Source organism: Phyllobacterium sp. YR531 (assembly GCF_000282595.1).
Classification (GTDB): Bacteria; Pseudomonadota; Alphaproteobacteria; order Rhizobiales; family Rhizobiaceae; genus Phyllobacterium.
The window spans coordinates 129,052-145,733 of the sequence record NZ_AKIZ01000018.1 but is presented as its reverse complement, the minus strand read 5'-3'; the positions used below and the strand labels follow the sequence as shown (position 1 = coordinate 145,733).

Sequence of the window (16,682 nt, the reverse complement as noted above, 5' to 3'; positions counted from 1 at the left end):
CCTACTCTCTTCGTCCATACAGGCAAACGCGCATACCGCATCCGCCATTCCAATTTATCTCGGCTTCTTTCCGAAAACCTTGATGTATTCCGCTTCGCCGCCCTTGGCCAAAGCCTTGGCTTGCTTTACCCAATCGTCGCGCTCGATACGTCCCTTGAAATTCAGGTAATTATCGACCCATTCACGCTCGGCTTTCTTCCATGCTGCAACCTGCGCATAGGTGAATATACCAAGATCATGAAGAATGGTTTCGATCTTCGGGCCAACACCTGCGATCAACTTCAAATCATCAATAGCTGCCGGCTTTTCGATACCGGCCGGGCGGCTTTTGTCGTTCAGCGATACTGCCTTCGCCGGAGCCTTGATCGTCTGCACGGCAGGCTTTTCGCCAAGAGAACCTTCAGCCAATGGCGGATTCTTGATCAGCCGCGCAGCGGCACTGGCCTGTGTTGCTGGCTCCGAAACGGCTTGTTCGGCACCTTTTGGTGCTTTGACCTTGGATGGTGATTTGATAGCCGGGTTCGTTGCATCGTCGCTCGTAACCGGCTTGCTCGCATTGGATGGCGGAACTTGCGCCTTGTCCCCGCCCGACTTGGCACTGCGACCGGATTTTGATGCGGCATTATCATTCAGCGATGTCGGACCGCCCTGCGGAGCCGAGAAATGCCGGTCAATCTGCGGACCTGCAGGCACCGAAGCACCATTGCCTGCTTCGAACGCATCAATGATTTCTTCGAGACGTTCCGGAGTCAAATCCTCATAAGTGTCCTTGAACACCATGACCATTGGGGCATTGACGCAGGCACCAAGGCACTCGACCTCTTCCCACGACAAAGTGCCGGATTCATTAAGATGGAACTGCTCATGATGAATCTTGTGCTGACAGACTTTTTTCAGGTCTTCCGAGCCGCGCAACATGCATGGCGTCGTGCCGCATACCTGAATATGCGCACGTGTCCCGACAGGCTTCAGCTGGAACTGCGTATAGAAAGTCGCTACTTCGAGCACACGGATCATCGGCATGTCGAGCATTTCAGCGACGTGTTCGATGCAAGCCTTGGTAACCCAACCGTCCTGTTCCTGTGCCCGCATCAACAACGGTATGACAGCTGACTGTTCACGGCCCTTGGGGTATTTTTTGATTGCAAGCTTCGCCCAGGCGCTGTTTTCGCGATTAAACGCGAATTGAGCTGGCTGGACGTTATCTTCGGCTAGACGACGGACTGACATTAACGATCAACCTCACCAAATACGATATCGAGCGAGCCGAGAATAGCAGATACGTCGGCTAGCATGTGGCCACGGCAGAGAAAATCCATGGCTTGAAGATGGGCAAATCCTGGTGCACGCAACTTAACGCGGTACGGCTTGTTTGACCCATCGGAAACGAGGAACACGCCGAACTCACCTTTTGGTGCTTCGACTGCAGCATAAACTTCACCGGCAGGCACGTGATAACCTTCAGTGTAAAGCTTGAAGTGGTGGATCAACGCTTCCATGGAACGCTTCATCTCACCGCGCTTCGGCGGAACGATCTTTGCTGATGTATTGGAAACGGGCCCTACCCGCTCCTTGCCCAGCAAGAGTTCAACGCACTGGCGCATGATGCGAACAGACTGGCGCATCTCTTCCATGCGGATCAGATAGCGATCGTAGCAATCGCCATTCTTGCCGATTGGAACATCGAATTCCATTTCCGAATAGCATTCATAGGGCTGCGATTTGCGTAAATCCCAAGCGGCACCGGAACCACGAACCATGACACCGGAGAAACCCCAAGCCCACGCGTCCTCAAGTGTCACAACGCCGATATCGACGTTACGCTGCTTGAAAATGCGGTTTGGCGTGATCAGGTCGTCAAGGTTTTTAACAGTCGTCAGAAACGGATCGCACCACTTGCCGATATCTTCGATCAACTGATCAGGCAGATCCTGATGCACACCGCCCGGACGGAAATAGGCAGCGTGCATGCGCGCGCCACAAGCACGCTCATAGAACACCATCAGCTTTTCGCGCTCTTCAAAGCCCCAGAGCGGCGGCGTCAACGCTCCAACGTCCATAGCCTGTGTCGTCACGTTCAGCAGGTGCGAGAGAATACGGCCGATTTCCGAGAATAGGACGCGGATAAGCTGGCCGCGCTTTGGCACTTCGATCTTCAGCAGGCGCTCAACGGCCAGTGCATAGGCGTGCTCTTGATTCATCGGCGCGACATAGTCGAGGCGATCAAGATACGGCACAGCCTGCAAATAGGTCTTGGCTTCCATCAACTTTTCGGTGCCGCGATGCAGCAGGCCGATATGCGGATCGACGCGTGCTACGACTTCGCCGTCCAATTCGAGCACGAGGCGCAAGACGCCGTGTGCCGCAGGATGCTGCGGGCCGAAGTTGATGTTGAAATTACGAACCTGAGTTTCAGCCATATTTAATTTACCGCTTCCAGATAACGCGATGTGCCATATGCTTGCGCTATAAAAGACCCCATATTCCTGCACTGTGTATCAAAGACGCCATTTCTCAGATCGTCCATCGAGTTCGCCAGTTCACGTTGTGCATGCGGCTTCGCCATTTCTTGCCGCTTCAGAGACAGGATGAAATTATTATATCGACGCTGCTCACCCGCAAGAGATGGCTTGATACGGTAATTTGATGGGCATTTATGAACGATCAGACCCGCCACATAAGAATAAGTGGCATCAACTGCCTCTCGCGGCCCCTTGGACTCGAACTTCTTTGTCGTCATTACACAGCCGGCCAACACCGTCGAAATCGACAATATAGTCAAGACTGTGGAGAAAGTGCTCTGCATGCTCAATTCACCTTGGCCTTCTCATCACCCGGAAGCACATAATCCGTGCCTTCCCAAGGAGACTGGAAGTCGAAGTTGCGGAATTCCTGTCTTAGCTCAACCGGCTCATAGACAACACGCTTCACCTCATCGTCGTAGCGAACCTCGACGAATCCCGTCAGCGGGAAGTCCTTGCGAAGCGGGTGACCCTCAAAGCCGTAGTCCGTGAGAATGCGGCGAAGATCGGGATGGCCGGAGAAGAGCACGCCGTAAAGATCATAGGTCTCACGCTCGTACCAGTCAGCGCCCGGAAATACCGGTGTTGCGGAAGGAACCGGCGTATCTTCGTCAGTTGCCACCTTCACACGAATACGCAGGTTCTGGCGAGGTGACAGCAGGTGATAGACCACATCAAAGCGATGAACACGCGATGGATAATCGACTCCGCTAATATCGATCAGCGAAATGAACTGACACTGCACGTCATCGCGAAGGAACGTCAGTGTCGCAAGTAGCGCATCGGCATTTACTTCGACAGAAAGGTCGCCATAGGCAATCCCAACCGAATTCAACGTCAGGCCGGGCTTTTCCGTCAGGTAGCTTGCCAGTTCGTTCAATGCTTCTTCAAACATCGCGCTCACCTTATCGCTCAATCGTGCCGGTTCGGCGGATTTTCTTCTGCAGCATCAAAACGCCATACAGCAGCGCTTCAGCGGTCGGCGGGCATCCCGGAACATAAATGTCGACGGGGACAACGCGATCACAGCCACGAACAACCGAATACGAATAATGATAGTACCCGCCGCCATTAGCGCACGAACCCATGGAGATGACGTAGCGAGGCTCGGGCATCTGGTCGTAGACCTTGCGCAGCGCCGGAGCCATCTTGTTGGTCAGCGTGCCTGCAACGATCATCACGTCTGACTGACGCGGTGAAGCGCGCGGCGCAAAACCGAAGCGCTCGCCATCGTAGCGAGGCATTGAAGTGTGCATCATTTCAACTGCGCAACATGCGAGACCGAAAGTCATCCACATGAGAGAACCGGTACGTGCCCAGGTTACAAGTGCATCGGCAGAAGTGACTAGAAAGCCTTTGTCGGCCAGCTCATTGTTTATCTCACCGAAGAATGCATCGTCAGAACCGATCAGCTTGCCTGTATTCGGGTCGATAATGCCTTTTGGTTGCGGTGCCACAAGGGTGGTGGTGTCGGTCAATCCCATTCCAGCGCTCCCTTTCTCCACTCATAAATAAAGCCGACCGTAAGGACGCCCAGGAATACCATCATTGACCAGAAGCCGAACCAGCCCACATCACCGAACGATATCGCCCAGGGGAAAAGGAAGGCCACTTCCAGATCGAAAATAATGAAAAGAATGGAGACGAGATAGAAGCGCACATCGAACTTCATGCGGGCGTCGTCAAAAGCATTGAAGCCGCACTCGTATGCCGACAATTTTTCAGGATCGGGCGCGCTGTATGCAACCAGAAACGGCGCAATCAACAGTGCCAGACCGATTACCAGCGCCACACCGATAAAGATAACGATGGGCAGGTAGGAACTTAATAGCTCGTTCATGATCCGTCTTTTTCTGCCTTGTGAACTCAGGCTGACAAGAATGCCATGTCATACACATGACTGCCGATAATGCACGGCAGATCGCGCCGTCTTTTGAAGTTGGCTCGATGGCCGAGGGTTAGCGCGTTAGCGCCATGCACGCAAGTGCAACAATCGTCGCGAAGATATGCGCGACTTATCCTCCACACGGTATTCAGTAATGGAAAAACCATCTGTTTTGGGCATTTTTACCCCCATTTTGCTGGAAAAAGGCCGCAAAAGCCTTTTTAGAATGATATTAATGTAGGTTGGCGGGCAGCACCCTGCGGCATGCCAAATCCCAACTGCGACATTCGGTCCTATAACCGATTTAGGTATAATGGTTGGCGTGCGTAGGCCCATGGCAAAGCCGTTTCGGCTCTGATCCGATTTATGACGATGAGGCATTGGAATGTTCAGACGCCGGCCAATGGTTCAAGACCGAACTGTTGGCCTTCTTCTTCAATCAATTTTGCCTTGTGCGCTTTCCGATCCAGCATGGAAGACCAGATCGCGACAGCCAGCCCGACAAAGGACAACAGAGCGCCCACAAACGGCAGATACTGATAAGGAACGCCCATGGTAAGCGCTGCACCGCCAATCCAGGCACCGGAGGCATTACCGACGTTGAAGGCGCCCTGATTGAGCGTAGCTGCCAGATTTGGCGCTTCATTGGCAGATTCGACGACTCGCATCTGCAATGGTGGGACTATGACAAAGGTCAGAACGCCCCAGAAGAAAACCGTTATAATTGCAGCGGTTGGTAAGCCAGTCACCTCGGCGAAAATGATGTGGGTCAGCGCCAGCGCGATCAACGTACCGATAACGGTTGGCATTAGCTTCCAGTCAGCAAGTTTACCGCCAATTACATTGCCGACAGTCATACCAGCACCAAAAAGCAGCAGAACCCATGTCACGGCTGAAGTGGAAATGCCGGAAACATCAGTCAGGATGGGCTTGATGTAGGTGAATACGGCAAAAAGACTTGCTGATGCCAAGGCCGAAATTGCCATGGCCAGCCAAACCTGAAGCTTACCCAGAACTTTCACCTCGCTGAGGATACCCCCACCCTTCTCTTCGCTTTTCGCAGAGGGAACGAGCGCTATGATGGCTATCACAGCAGCAACGCCAATCGCGACGACCGCGAAAAAGGTGGCACGCCAGCCATAGGCCTCGCCAAGCGCGGTTCCGGCAGGAACGCCAAGAATATTGGCGAGCGTCAGTCCGGCAAACATCAAAGCTATGGCGCTTGCACGTTTGTGGCGCGGAACAAGGTTCGCTGCCACCACCGAGCCGATACCGAAAAACGCCCCGTGTCCAAAGGCCGTCACCACCCGGGCGATCATCAGCATCCAGTAATTGGGAGCGATGGCGCAAAAAAGATTACCAATAACAAACAGCATCGCAAGACCGACAAGAACCGGCTTTCGCGGCAGTGAAGCGGTAGCAATCGCAATGATTGGCGCTCCGATGACTACGCCCAGTGCGTAACCGGTCACCAGAAGCCCGGCGCTCGGAATTGTCACGCTGAGATCGGCAGCCACTTCTGGCAACAATCCCATAATGACGAATTCGGTTGTACCAATGCAAAAAGAGGCAATGGCCAAGGCTAAAATCGGTAAAGGCATAGCGAGCAACCGCGAATGAGAGAAAATAGCATGCTGCCTACACTACAAAAGTTACACAACTGATTTTTGTGCAACGCAGCAATGCATTATCGGTTGATCTGTTGTGCCTGTGGGCAACCAGTAGACCCGATGATCAAATCACGGCGATTCTTATTGTTGGCCGCTTTCGATTGCCTTTAAATCCTCGGCCTGCTGCTGGCGAAGCAAGCGAATCTCGGCCTGTTTGCGGGCGGCTGCCGATGGATCGGCCGACGGGCCCCGCTGGCTGTTCTTTGCCGCTGCAGTCCTGCTGCGCAGATCGTCCTTTTCCTGCGGTGTAAACTGGGTTGTTTCGCCTTTTGGGTCCGGCGTAAAATGCGGATAGGTTCCGGTATTGACCGGACCGGTCATCGGCGAATTCGACATGGGCGCAGGGCTTGTATTGGCGCACGCGCTCAAGCCGACGATCATAACGGCGCCTGCTGAGCAGCGCATGAGCAGTTTGAGCGAGATTTTCATTGTGTGTCCTGACTCAGAAAAACGATATTTATCATGGCTACAATAAATGCACCTTGGAGGGATAGCACCAACTTATGTTATCATGTCAATAATGCTGAGCGGGAGAATTGGCGGGAGGATGCCACTGTATGGACAATCAAGGCGATAAAAGCACAAAGACACCCAATCTGGATCACTATGTGGTCAAGGACCCGGAAGCCTTTGCCCGCAATGTCGCCCATATGATCGAGCAAGCGGGTAAAGCTGCTTCTGCCTGGGTTGAACCGCGCGAAAAAGGTCTGAAACGCGACACGCTCGCCGATCCTGTCACCGATGTTGTCAAAACGCTGTCCAAGGTTTCCGAATATTGGCTTTCTGAGCCAAGCAGAGCGCTTGAAGCCCAGACGAAGCTGTTTGCAAGCTATATGACGATCTGGTCGAACTCTATTCGGCGCATGGGCGGCGAGGACGTTGAAGACGTTGCTACACCGGAAAAGGGTGACAAACGATTCACCGATGAGGATTGGGGGCGTAATGCATTTTTCGACTTTTTGAAGCAGGCCTATCTCGTTACCGCACGCTGGGCTGGCGATCTGGTCGAAAACGCCGAAGGTCTTGATGATCACACGCGCCACAAGGCTTCATTCTATGTGAAACAAATTACCACTGCCGCCTCACCCAGCAATTTTCTTTTGACGAATCCCGAGCTTTACAAGGAAACGGTTGCGAGCAATGGCGAGAATCTCGTTCGCGGCATGAAGATGCTGGCGGAAGATATTGTCGCCGGTGGTGGTGATCTGCGTTTGCGTCAGTCAGACCTGACGAAATTCGCGCTTGGCGAGAATGTTGCGACAACGCCCGGCAAAGTCATAGCCAGAAGCGATGTGGCTGAAATCATTCAATATGAGCCGACCACAAAGGATGTGCTCAAGCGCCCGCTTCTGATCTGCCCGCCTTGGATCAACAAGTTCTACATTCTCGATCTCAACCCCGAAAAATCGTTTATCAAATGGGCGATAGAGCACGGGCATACGGTTTTTGTTATTTCCTGGGTCAATCCCGATCAGCGACATGCCCAGAAAGACTGGGTGGCCTATATCAATGAAGGCCTGCGCTTTGGGTTGGACGCAGTTGAAGCAGCGACCGGCGAGCGGGCCGTCAACGCAATCGGTTATTGCGTCGGCGGAACCTTGCTCAGCGCAGCCTTGGCTTTGTTCGCCAAGGAAGGCGAAGACCGAATCAAGAGCGCAACGCTGTTCACCACTCAGGTGGATTTCACTTATGCCGGGGATTTGAAGGTTTTTGTTGATGAGGATCAGATAAAGGCCTTGGAAAATGCCATGTCAGCAGAGGGCTATCTGGACGGCACACGAATGGCTACAGCATTCAACATGCTACGATCCGGTGATCTGGTCTGGCCATACGTGGTGAACAATTACATGCGCGGACGCGATCCGGTGCCGTTTGACCTTCTCTACTGGAATGCCGATGCAACGCGCATGAGTGCCGCCAATCACTCCTACTACTTGCGCAACTGCTATCTCGATAACAACCTCGTTCAAGGCTTGATGAAGCTGGCTGGTGAAAGCCTTTCACTGGCCGATGTGAAGATCCCGATCTACAATCTGGCGGCTAAAGAAGACCATATCGCTCCTGCGCTGTCGGTATTTACCGGGTGCAAGTATTTTGGCGGCGACGTCACCTATGTTCTTTCCGGTTCTGGTCACATTGCGGGTGTGGTTAATCCACCTGCCAAGAACAAATATCAGTATTGGACTGGGGATGCGCCCGTCGGAACATTCGAATCATGGCTGGAAAAGAGTGGCGAGCACCCTGGCTCCTGGTGGAATCACTGGCATGCCTGGATCGAGAAACACGACAATACGCGGGTCGCCCCACGCATACCGGGCGAAAATAACGTACAGGTTCTGGCAGATGCGCCAGGCACTTATGTGAGAATACGCGTGTAATGATACAGCTTATATTACAAGGTTTTGCTGTAACTTTCGATTAAGGACCGTGGCGAGAAAGTGTCGGATCACGTTTTCGCCTTATTGTGTAGATAGTTCGTATCTTGTGCGAATGGTTAAAAACAATTAATTATTGTCGCTCTCTGCCGGTGTATTTGCGCCTCAATAGAACTTCGTGGGCTTAATGCTCTTATAAAACGGGCCGGATTGAATTATCGAATCGTGCCGGACGTCCAGACGGGGGAATCGTTGAAAACACTGCCGCGTTCAGTTTCAGCCTTACGGGCAAGTACAGTCGTATGCGTTATTGGTCTTGTGGCTCTTGCCGCAACTTCATGCACGTCTACTGGCACAAACCCGGGCGTTACTTCGGCACTCGCAGTTGCTCCGACAGATACATCAGCAGGCGATACACAAACCTCCCTGCCATCCGGCGGCAATGCACAAGTTACACCCGAAGCGCTTGCCTTGGCGGGTTCGACTGAAACAAACGCCCTTCAAGCAATCAATGGTGCAGCCAAGCCCGCCGAGGGCAAAGCTGAACTGGCCAAGGCTGATGCCAAAGCCGAAGCCCAAGGGTCGACAGAAACAAAGACCGAAGAAGTACAGGTGGCAAGCGCAGCAACTGTCGTTGCCCAGCCTCCCGTAAGAACTTCTCTTTTCGGTAGTATGGCCAAAAAAGCTGATCCTGCGCCTACCCCGGCAGTTGAAGCACCGGAAGCTGCCGATACGGCAAAACCAGAGGCCAAGGCTGCTCCAGACACTGCTGCTGCGGAAGCTCCGCCTCCGGAAGAAACAAAAACGGCAGCGGCACCCCAGAAAAACAATGGCGCGCTGCTGCGTCTCTTCTCGAATAACCGCTCAAAGCCTGCCGGTCAGCGGCTTGTCGCGGTCATCGAGCCAAAATCGAAGCCGACTGCTTCAGGATCATCTGAAGGTGACCTTCCCTCAGCTGATTCCTTTGCCGGCAGAACTGAGCATCTCGCATCTCTTCCGGGTGTCCGGCCAAATGCCGGCATCCAGATCATGCAACGCGACAGCCTCTATGAGGATGATGACATCGAGGCAGCGGGTGCTCCAGTGATTCTGGCCTCAGCTGCGGGGCTTGCGCGTCTTGCACCCAATGGCCTGAAAGTTCAGCGCGAAAGTGTCGATGTTGCGTGCCTGAAACCTCAATTGGTTGGCATCCTCAAGCTGATCGAGCGGAAATACGGCAAATCTGTCATCGTTACCTCGGGCTATCGCAGCCCTCCCTATAACCGCAAGGTGAATGGTGCGAAGGCGTCACTGCATATGTCCTGTGCAGCGGCTGATATTCAGGTTCCCGGGATCAGCAAATGGGAATTGGCCAATTATGCGCGTGCCATGACTGGCCGTGGCGGTGTCGGCACCTACTGCCACACCGAATCAGTTCATGTGGATATCGGCCCGCGTCGTGATTGGAACTGGCGCTGCTCACGTGGCAAAGGCTGATTAAAACCCTGTTGCTGTTCGTGGATTAATGCGTTCGCACAACCGCTCATTGAACTAAATTTGCACAAATTGAACTTTTTCTAAAAAAGAATGCATTATGGGGTTGCGGCGGAAATACTGTTTCACTATAAGCCGCTTCACCGGAGGCGCCCATCGTCTAGCGGTTAGGACGGCGCCCTTTCACGGCGCAAACAGGGGTTCGATTCCCCTTGGGCGTACCAGTCTTTCTCAATGAAAATCAGCGACTTGTCAGGCAATGTTAATTGCCTATGCGATTGCGCACGTGAAAACGGCCAGCTCTGGATGAGCCGGCCGTACGTGGATTTCGCGTAAATTAATTGGCTGGCGCAGGCTGTGCGGGTGCAGGTTGCGCTGGTGCTGGCTCTGCCGGGGCTGGTGCTGCTGCCGGTGGTGTTGTGGGCTCAGTGGTCGTTGCAGGCGGTGTGCTTGTGCCCTCCGCAGGCTTGTTATCGCAGGCTGCAAGGGAGAAAGCCGCAACTGCCATGAGGGGCAGGAAAATCTTGTATTTCATGAAAGTCCTCCTAACGTTTGTCCCTCCGCACAGCATGTGACACTCGGAAGAATTAGAACAGCCCGGTTTTTTCAAGCTTTGTCACGACATGTTAGACAAAGTTATGAGGCTGAAATGATGAGCTGACATATCATGAATCGTCACCACGATTCCGATCGTGATGACAGGACTCGGTATTTACCTCCAACGAGTCCGATTCTCCCACCCCAGAGCAAACTTGCCTGCCTTTCCCAAGGCAGGTTTTTTGTGGGTGGCACGCCTTCGAACAAACTTCATTGGAACATATTGTCGGCCTGTTCTCCGCTACGATGGGGGCATGCAGGAAATCACGACGATGAACAATAATACGAAGACTACATTGAAGTTTCTCGCGGCCGGACTGGTTGCAGCCGCAATGGTTATGATGGCCGATACAACGCTTGCAGACGTTGTTAACGCGGTCCTGTCAGGAAACTGATTTAACTCATCGATTTTACGGACAGGTTGAGCTAAGCCTGCGCAATGATTTTTGCTTCTCCGCTCATCACCGGCACATTGGTACAGCGCTACAAACGCTTTCTGGCAGATGTTATTCTCGACGACGGCAATGCCATTACCAGTTCCGTGCCCAACACCGGGTCCATGCTGGGTCTGACTGACCCCGGCATAAAGGTTTGGCTGTCATACAGTAACGATCTCAAGCGGAAATATCCTCACACGCTGCAACTCGTAGAGGTCGGTGGGCATATCGTTGGCATCAATACGGGGCTGCCCAACCGGATCGCCGAAGAAGCGATTCTGGCAGGATTGATTCCACCGCTTGCCGGATACACGACGCTGAAGCGCGAGCAACGTTATGGTGCAAATTCGCGCATAGATATCCTGCTGAGCGATGAGGGCCGCCCCAGCGCCTTCGTCGAGGTCAAGAATGTACATTTCTCGCGCAAGCCCGGCTTGGCGGAATTTCCGGATTCTCCAACTGCTCGTGGCGCAAAACATCTGGACGAACTTGGCAACATGGTGGAAATTGGTCACCGCGGCGTAATGCTCTATGTCATCCAGCGGGGAGATTGCGATAATTTGAAGATATGCGGCGATCTTGACCCAGTTTATGCAGCGGCATTTCAGCGTGCCATGCGGCGCGGGGTTGAAGCTTACGCTGTAAAATGCCACATCACGCCTTCAGGTATTGCGGCGGTAAGAACAATGCCTATCATCGATTAACGTCAACCGGTCAGTTCAATGGTCAGCTATCTAGACGCACAGAGCGCGCCCCTGAAGAATACGGGGCAAATCCGCCTTCATGGTCCTGAGGGCTTTGAGGCCATGCGCAAGGCTTGCCAGTTGACGGCACGCTGCCTGGATGAGCTAGCTTCGATTGTAGCGCCCGGCGTTGCGACCAACACGATTGATCGCTTTGTCTTCGAGTTCGGTGCCGATCAGGGCGCCCTGCCCGCAACGTTGAATTATCGTGGCTATACCAAATCCAGCTGTACCTCGATCAATCATGTCGTCTGTCATGGTATTCCTGACGACAAACTGCTGCGCGAGGGCGATATCGTCAATATTGATGTCACTTACATTGTCGATGGCTGGCACGGCGATTCCAGCCGCATGTACCCTGTTGGCGAAATCAAGCGTGCCGCAGAACGTCTGATGGAAGTAACGCATGAAAGCCTGATGCGCGGCATAGCAGCCGTTCGTCCCGGCGCCCGCACAGGTGCCATCGGTGCTGCAATCCAGACTTACGCTGAAGCTGAACGTTGTTCCGTCGTGCGAGACTTCTGTGGTCATGGCGTGGGGCAATTGTTCCATGATGCGCCAAATATCCTGCATTATGGCACACCAAACGAAGGCGTGGAGTTGCGGGAAGGCATGATTTTCACCATCGAACCCATGATCAATCTCGGTCGCCCTCATGTGAAGGTACTTGCTGATGGCTGGACGGCTGTCACCCGGGACCGCTCGCTGACAGCTCAATATGAGCACACTGTGGGTGTTACCAAAGATGGTTGCGAAGTTTTCACCGTTTCTCCTGCCGGGCTCTTTGCGCCTGGTTTAAAACTCGGATAACGCCGTATGAATGAAGAAAAGCCCAACCTGCCTTTCTTCTTCAACGAAACCTCCTCAAAACTCTCCTCAGAACAACCTGCCGTTGATGCAGGCAAGCCTTCACTCAACGTGCAGCTACAGCCGCCAGAGGCCGAACCGGTGCCGCACTATCTGGGTCATCGCGAACGCATGAAAGAGCGTTTCCAGAATATCGGTCATGTTGGCTTTGCCGATTATGAAATGCTGGAAATGCTGCTCTATAAATCGATCAGGCAGGGCGACACGAAACCGCTGGCAAAGGCGTTGATTGCGCGCTTTGGCTCACTGGCCGAGGTTCTTGGAGCACCCGAGCACCTTATTCGCGAGGTGAAAGGTTGTGGTCCGACAATAGCTTTCGATCTGAAATTCACCTCTGCCATCACTCACCGCATGATCCGAAGCGAAATTCGGGAGAAAATCGTTCTAAGCTCGTGGGCAAAAGTCATGGATTACTGCGTCGCAGCAATGGCGTACGAATCTCGCGAGCAGTTTCGAATTCTATTTCTCGACAAGAAGAACGCGCTTATCGCGGATGAGGTACAGCAGATTGGGACTGTCGATCATACACCTGTCTATCCGCGCGAAGTCATTGCCCGTGCGTTGCAGCTGTCAGCCAGTGCAATTATCCTCGCCCATAACCACCCCACTACCCCCTTTTCGATCCCGCTGGATCACGCTCAATACCGCTGAAACACCAGTATCTTAGGCGCCTTTTGTAGGTTGCGTACAGGGGGCGGTTATGGCAAATTGGGGGCGGTTGAAGGGGTAGAATACGGCTTTCCGCTCCCAGCAAACGATCCCCGTTTCTCCTCGACCGATCCCAGTTGCGGAAGAGGAGGAAGTGCAATGCCAAGCCTGACCGACACCGCCATCCGACATGCGCTGAAGCGGGTCGAGATGAGTCAGAAGCAAGAAAACCTCGCCGATGGCGAAGGCCGTGGCACGGGACGTCTCGTCCTTGTCCTCAAGCCCATGCCGAAGCGCGTGACGGCCGACTGGATGGCGCAGCAGTGGCGCGACGGAAAGCGCACCAAGAAGAAGCTCGGCGCCTATCCGTCAATGACCCTCGGCCAGGCCCGCGAAATCTTCAAACGCGACTTCGCCGACGTCATCCAAAAAGGTCGCAGCATAAAGATCGCGACCGACACGCGCCCCGGCACCGTCGCCGATCTTTTCGAGGGTTACGTCGCATCGCTGAAGGCCGCGAACAAACCTTCCTGGAAGGAAACCGAAAAGGGTCTGAACAAGATTGCCGATACGCTCGGGCGCAACCGTCTCGCCCGCGAGATCGAGTCCGAGGAAATCATCGAACTGATCCGCCCGATCTATGACCGCGGCGCCAAGTCGATGGCCGATCACGTACGATCCTATATCCACGCCGCGTTTAGCTGGGGCATGAAGTCCGACAACGATTATCGCCAGCAATCCGCTCGGCGCTTCCGCATCCCGTTCAATCCAGCAGCAGGCATCCCGACCGAGCCCAAGGTCCAAGGCACGCGCTGGCTCGATGAGGACGAGTGGGTCCAGCTCTATCGCTGGTTGGAGTGCCCCGATACGCCTGTCCATCCTCCCTATACCCGTGCGGTCCGAATCCTCATGCTGACTGGTCAGCGGGTCGAGGAGATCGCGAACCTTCATATCGATCAATGGGACGCTAAGGAGAAGATTATCGACTGGTCCAAAACGAAGAACGATCAGCCCCATGCCGTTCCGGTGTCAGATCTGGCCGCAGAGCTAATCTCATCAATCAACGTCAATGAGTACGGCTGGTTCTTCCCGTCGGCCAAGGATCCCTCCAAGCCCGTCAGCCATGGCACGCTCTATTCGTTCATGTGGCGCCAGCGGGATCGTGGCGTGATTCCCTACGTGACGAACCGCGATCTGCGTCGAACCTTCAAGACACTCGCCGGCAAGGCAGGCGTGCCCAAGGAGATCCGCGACCGCCTGCAGAACCACGCCTTGCAGGACGTCAGTTCAAAGCACTACGACCGCTGGAACTACATGGTGGAGAAACGTGCCGGAATGGCGAAATGGGACAAATTCGTTCGCGCCATGCTTGCGAAGAAGCGCATGAAGGCGGCGGCATGAGCCACCGGCCTCTCCTTCTTGCCGGCATGCTTGTTTTCCTCTGCCCCGTCCTCCCCGCCTATGCGGATCCGTGCAAGGCACCTCTGCCAGCCCAAGCTGGCGTGCAGTTCTCTGGCACGGTTCGCTATGTCGGTGATGGCGACAGCCTTTGCGTAGGCAAGACGACCGACCCCAACGCCTGGATCGAGGTCAGGCTTGCCGACTTCAACGCCCCCGAGCTCCACGAAGACGGCGGGGCTCAAGGAAAGGTCGCGCTAGAACGCATTGCGCTTCACCGTGAGGTGACATGCGCGACGGAGCGCGGCCGCAGCAGGCGCGTGATCTCATTCGACCGCGTCATTGCCCGCTGCCGTGTCGGCTCTCAGCCCATTGGTGACATGCTGCGCCAAGCCGGAGCGCCGGAGGGCGGCAACTAACGCCGGCCTCCACCCTTGACTTAACATAGCCTGGAAGCTATATGGATTGGGACGTCAGACTGCATGATGCCTTTCAGGCAGAGTTTCAGGCTTTCGCGAACGAGGTGCAGATCGAAATGCTCGCCCTCGCAAAGCTGTTGGCCGAATTCGGGCCGCAACTTGGTCGACCTTACGTCGATACGCTGAAGGGCTCGAAGCACGCCAACATGAAGGAAATGCGCTTTTTCAGCGGCCGATGGCGAGTGGCGAACTGCCTTTGCCTTCGACCCAGAGCGAAACGCAATCCTGCTTGTTGCAGGCGATAAGTCGGGCGGCAGTCAGAAGCGCTTCTACAAGCAGCTTATCGTAAAGGCGGACAAGCGGTTTTCCGACCACCTGGAAAACCTGAAGTCCGTAAAGGAGGGATAGCGCGATGGGACGCAGCATCACGGACGTCATCGCTTCGCTGCCCCGCGACCGGCAGGAGCAAGTCGAGGTCCGCTACCAGGAGCTTCGGCAGGAGGTCGAGGGTCTGCGCGAGCTGCGGCAGATCGCGGGGAAGGCGCAGGAAGATGTCGCCGGCGCCTTGAACATCAAACAGCCCTCGGTCTCGAAGATCGAAAAGCAGGCCGACATGTATCTGTCGACACTGCGCAGCTATGTCGAAGCGATCGGCGGCAAGCTTGAACTCACCGTGAAGCTGCCGTCGCATCCGCCCCTCAAGCTTCACAGCCTGGGCGACGTGATGTCATCGAGCAGTCCCACGCGCGCTCCCTCCCGCGTGCGAAAAGCGGCCAGAGCCCGGCCCTGATGCTTCAGTTCGACGGCAACTGGCGGTTCGACAGTCCCGGCGCGATAGAGCCTGCCGTACAAGAAGGCTTTCGCGACCTGATCAACCGCATCAGCGGACAAGGGCTTCGGAAGGCCATTCTGGAACATTTCAAGGCGCGGTTCTGTGCGGCCGCCAGCGCCGAGTATTGGCCGAGCACCAACGAGCGGTTCGCCTCCGAAGATCTCGACCGAGATATGGCGCGCGCCGGTGAGAACGCTCCGGTCTTCATCGAAGCGTTCTGGGACGCATGCCAGGAACTCTGGGCTCGCAATCCGGCGATGGTGATACCGGAAGCCGGGAGGATCAATCGCATCCTCGCCGACGCCAACGCCGGCTATCAGCTCAATCCTCCGATGCTGGTCGCCACCCGCGTTCACATTCCGATCACCGTTCCTGACGCGCCCCCGTCGCTCGATGTCCAGGCGCGAGCCCTCATCCACGAGTCCCTCGACGCTTCTCAGCGGTTCCTGAGCGAGGGCAATGGCCGTCAGGGGGTCCAGGAAGTGCTCTGGCTGCTGGAAACCATCGCAACCGCCTTTAGAGGCCTCGACGTTGCCGATGGAAGCATCCAGGGCCGCTACTTCAACAAGATCATCCTCGAATTGCGCCAGCGCGGCCGAGGGCACCAAGAGCAGATCCTGAACTGGATGATGACGCTCCATGGATACCTGTCGTCGCCCACTGGCGGCGGGGTGCGTCATGGCGTCGATCTCAAAGAGGGCCTCGCTCTCGGCATCGACGAGGCCCGTCTTTATTGCAACCTCATCCGCAGCTACCTGACGTTTCTGATCGCGGAGCACGAACGCGTCAGCCGAGGCGTAGTGTAAAACTCAAGAG

Annotated in this window: 19 protein-coding genes, 1 tRNA gene and 1 pseudogene; 12 read left to right on the top strand and 9 right to left on the bottom strand. The window is 54.8% G+C overall.

The window, feature by feature from the left end; translation table 11 throughout:
• Positions 1-54: 54 nt before the first annotated feature.
• The 8 genes from nuoE to PMI41_RS24250 form a co-directional block, all read right to left on the bottom strand.
• Complete coding sequence (gene nuoE, locus PMI41_RS12325; RefSeq protein WP_008125210.1) at positions 55-1,230, bottom strand: NADH-quinone oxidoreductase subunit NuoE; 1,176 nt, start codon at positions 1,228-1,230, stop codon at positions 55-57.
• Positions 1,230-2,420, bottom strand: a complete 1,191-nt coding sequence (locus tag PMI41_RS12320; RefSeq protein ID WP_008125208.1) for an NADH-quinone oxidoreductase subunit D — start codon at positions 2,418-2,420, stop codon at positions 1,230-1,232. The genes nuoE and PMI41_RS12320 overlap by 1 nt, the downstream gene beginning before the upstream one ends.
• A gap of 2 nt (positions 2,421-2,422) precedes the next feature.
• Complete coding sequence (locus PMI41_RS12315) at positions 2,423-2,806, bottom strand: hypothetical protein (protein ID WP_008125206.1); 384 nt, start codon at positions 2,804-2,806, stop codon at positions 2,423-2,425.
• A gap of 2 nt (positions 2,807-2,808) precedes the next feature.
• Positions 2,809-3,417: an NADH-quinone oxidoreductase subunit C gene (locus PMI41_RS12310; protein ID WP_008125204.1), complete on the bottom strand. Its 609-nt coding sequence runs from the start codon at positions 3,415-3,417 to the stop codon at positions 2,809-2,811.
• Between the two features lie 10 nt (positions 3,418-3,427).
• Positions 3,428-4,006, bottom strand: coding sequence for an NADH-quinone oxidoreductase subunit B (locus tag PMI41_RS12305; protein ID WP_008125201.1), 579 nt, complete (start codon positions 4,004-4,006; stop codon positions 3,428-3,430).
• The gene (locus tag PMI41_RS12300) at positions 3,997-4,362 is read right to left on the bottom strand and encodes an NADH-quinone oxidoreductase subunit A (protein ID WP_008125200.1); all 366 of its coding nucleotides are present in this window, start codon (positions 4,360-4,362) and stop codon (positions 3,997-3,999) included. The genes PMI41_RS12305 and PMI41_RS12300 overlap by 10 nt, the downstream gene beginning before the upstream one ends.
• Before the next feature lie 434 nt (positions 4,363-4,796).
• Entirely contained in the window at positions 4,797-6,008 is a 1,212-nt protein-coding gene (locus tag PMI41_RS12295) for an MFS transporter (protein WP_008125198.1), read from the bottom strand.
• A gap of 150 nt (positions 6,009-6,158) precedes the next feature.
• Positions 6,159-6,506, bottom strand: a complete 348-nt coding sequence (locus PMI41_RS24250; RefSeq protein ID WP_008125197.1) for a hypothetical protein — start codon at positions 6,504-6,506, stop codon at positions 6,159-6,161.
• Positions 6,507-6,634: 128 nt separating this feature from the next.
• Between PMI41_RS24250 and phaC the strand changes: the two genes are divergently transcribed.
• From phaC to PMI41_RS12275, 3 genes are all read left to right on the top strand, one after another.
• Positions 6,635-8,455, top strand: a complete 1,821-nt coding sequence (gene phaC / locus PMI41_RS12285; protein WP_008125196.1) for a class I poly(R)-hydroxyalkanoic acid synthase — start codon at positions 6,635-6,637, stop codon at positions 8,453-8,455.
• Between the two features lie 258 nt (positions 8,456-8,713).
• Complete coding sequence (locus PMI41_RS12280) at positions 8,714-9,928, top strand: D-Ala-D-Ala carboxypeptidase family metallohydrolase (RefSeq protein WP_081497133.1); 1,215 nt, start codon at positions 8,714-8,716, stop codon at positions 9,926-9,928.
• A 146-nt stretch (positions 9,929-10,074) separates the two neighbouring features.
• Positions 10,075-10,149 (top strand) — tRNA-Glu (locus PMI41_RS12275).
• Positions 10,150-10,262: 113 nt separating this feature from the next.
• Here the strand turns inward: PMI41_RS12275 and PMI41_RS12270 are convergent.
• Entirely contained in the window at positions 10,263-10,460 is a 198-nt protein-coding gene (locus tag PMI41_RS12270; protein ID WP_008125194.1) for a hypothetical protein, read from the bottom strand.
• Positions 10,461-10,794: 334 nt separating this feature from the next.
• On the opposite strand from PMI41_RS12270, the gene PMI41_RS25565 reads away from it, so the two are divergent.
• From PMI41_RS25565 to PMI41_RS12230, 9 genes and pseudogenes are all read left to right on the top strand, one after another.
• Entirely contained in the window at positions 10,795-10,917 is a 123-nt protein-coding gene (locus PMI41_RS25565) for a hypothetical protein (protein ID WP_008125193.1), read from the top strand.
• A gap of 44 nt (positions 10,918-10,961) precedes the next feature.
• Positions 10,962-11,663: a DNA/RNA nuclease SfsA gene (gene sfsA / locus PMI41_RS12265; protein ID WP_008125192.1), complete on the top strand. Its 702-nt coding sequence runs from the start codon at positions 10,962-10,964 to the stop codon at positions 11,661-11,663.
• An 18-nt stretch (positions 11,664-11,681) separates the two neighbouring features.
• Positions 11,682-12,512 carry a type I methionyl aminopeptidase gene (gene map / locus PMI41_RS12260; protein WP_008125191.1) on the top strand — a complete coding sequence of 277 codons (831 nt, stop codon included), beginning with the start codon at positions 11,682-11,684 and terminating at the stop codon, positions 12,510-12,512.
• 108 nt (positions 12,513-12,620) lie between these two features.
• Complete coding sequence (radC, locus tag PMI41_RS12255; RefSeq protein ID WP_244423935.1) at positions 12,621-13,220, top strand: DNA repair protein RadC; 600 nt, start codon at positions 12,621-12,623, stop codon at positions 13,218-13,220.
• Between the two features lie 156 nt (positions 13,221-13,376).
• Positions 13,377-14,618 carry a site-specific integrase gene (locus tag PMI41_RS12250; RefSeq protein WP_008125189.1) on the top strand — a complete coding sequence of 414 codons (1,242 nt, stop codon included), beginning with the start codon at positions 13,377-13,379 and terminating at the stop codon, positions 14,616-14,618.
• Positions 14,561-15,034: a hypothetical protein gene (locus PMI41_RS12245; protein WP_008125188.1), complete on the top strand. Its 474-nt coding sequence runs from the start codon at positions 14,561-14,563 to the stop codon at positions 15,032-15,034. Before PMI41_RS12250 ends, PMI41_RS12245 begins: the two co-directional genes overlap by 58 nt.
• Before the next feature lie 41 nt (positions 15,035-15,075).
• Positions 15,076-15,442 (top strand): annotated as a pseudogene (locus tag PMI41_RS12240) (type II toxin-antitoxin system RelE/ParE family toxin).
• Between the two features lie 4 nt (positions 15,443-15,446).
• Complete coding sequence (locus PMI41_RS12235; RefSeq protein WP_008125186.1) at positions 15,447-15,824, top strand: XRE family transcriptional regulator; 378 nt, start codon at positions 15,447-15,449, stop codon at positions 15,822-15,824.
• Positions 15,824-16,672, top strand: a complete 849-nt coding sequence (locus PMI41_RS12230) for a hypothetical protein (RefSeq protein ID WP_008125185.1) — start codon at positions 15,824-15,826, stop codon at positions 16,670-16,672. Before PMI41_RS12235 ends, PMI41_RS12230 begins: the two co-directional genes overlap by 1 nt.
• Positions 16,673-16,682 lie beyond the last annotated feature (10 nt).

Excerpts from the sequence above, each read along its gene's own strand:
- phaC (WP_008125196.1), top strand. The coding sequence starts at position 6,635 with ATGGACAATCAAGGCGATAAAAGCACAAAGACACCCAATCTGGATCAC.
- PMI41_RS24250 (WP_008125197.1), bottom strand. The coding sequence starts at position 6,506 with ATGAAAATCTCGCTCAAACTGCTCATGCGCTGCTCAGCAGGCGCCGTT.
- PMI41_RS12235 (WP_008125186.1), top strand. The coding sequence starts at position 15,447 with ATGGGACGCAGCATCACGGACGTCATCGCTTCGCTGCCCCGCGACCGG.
- PMI41_RS12320 (WP_008125208.1), bottom strand. The coding sequence starts at position 2,420 with ATGGCTGAAACTCAGGTTCGTAATTTCAACATCAACTTCGGCCCGCAG.
- PMI41_RS25565 (WP_008125193.1), top strand. The coding sequence starts at position 10,795 with ATGAACAATAATACGAAGACTACATTGAAGTTTCTCGCGGCCGGACTG.
- PMI41_RS12305 (WP_008125201.1), bottom strand. The coding sequence starts at position 4,006 with ATGGGATTGACCGACACCACCACCCTTGTGGCACCGCAACCAAAAGGC.
- PMI41_RS12230 (WP_008125185.1), top strand. The coding sequence starts at position 15,824 with ATGCTTCAGTTCGACGGCAACTGGCGGTTCGACAGTCCCGGCGCGATA.
- PMI41_RS12250 (WP_008125189.1), top strand. The coding sequence starts at position 13,377 with ATGCCAAGCCTGACCGACACCGCCATCCGACATGCGCTGAAGCGGGTC.
- nuoE (WP_008125210.1), bottom strand. The coding sequence starts at position 1,230 with ATGTCAGTCCGTCGTCTAGCCGAAGATAACGTCCAGCCAGCTCAATTC.
- sfsA (WP_008125192.1), top strand. The coding sequence starts at position 10,962 with ATGATTTTTGCTTCTCCGCTCATCACCGGCACATTGGTACAGCGCTAC.
- map (WP_008125191.1), top strand. The coding sequence starts at position 11,682 with ATGGTCAGCTATCTAGACGCACAGAGCGCGCCCCTGAAGAATACGGGG.
- PMI41_RS12300 (WP_008125200.1), bottom strand. The coding sequence starts at position 4,362 with ATGAACGAGCTATTAAGTTCCTACCTGCCCATCGTTATCTTTATCGGT.
- PMI41_RS12315 (WP_008125206.1), bottom strand. The coding sequence starts at position 2,806 with ATGCAGAGCACTTTCTCCACAGTCTTGACTATATTGTCGATTTCGACG.
- PMI41_RS12295 (WP_008125198.1), bottom strand. The coding sequence starts at position 6,008 with ATGCCTTTACCGATTTTAGCCTTGGCCATTGCCTCTTTTTGCATTGGT.
- PMI41_RS12270 (WP_008125194.1), bottom strand. The coding sequence starts at position 10,460 with ATGAAATACAAGATTTTCCTGCCCCTCATGGCAGTTGCGGCTTTCTCC.
- PMI41_RS12310 (WP_008125204.1), bottom strand. The coding sequence starts at position 3,417 with ATGTTTGAAGAAGCATTGAACGAACTGGCAAGCTACCTGACGGAAAAG.
- PMI41_RS12245 (WP_008125188.1), top strand. The coding sequence starts at position 14,561 with ATGGGACAAATTCGTTCGCGCCATGCTTGCGAAGAAGCGCATGAAGGC.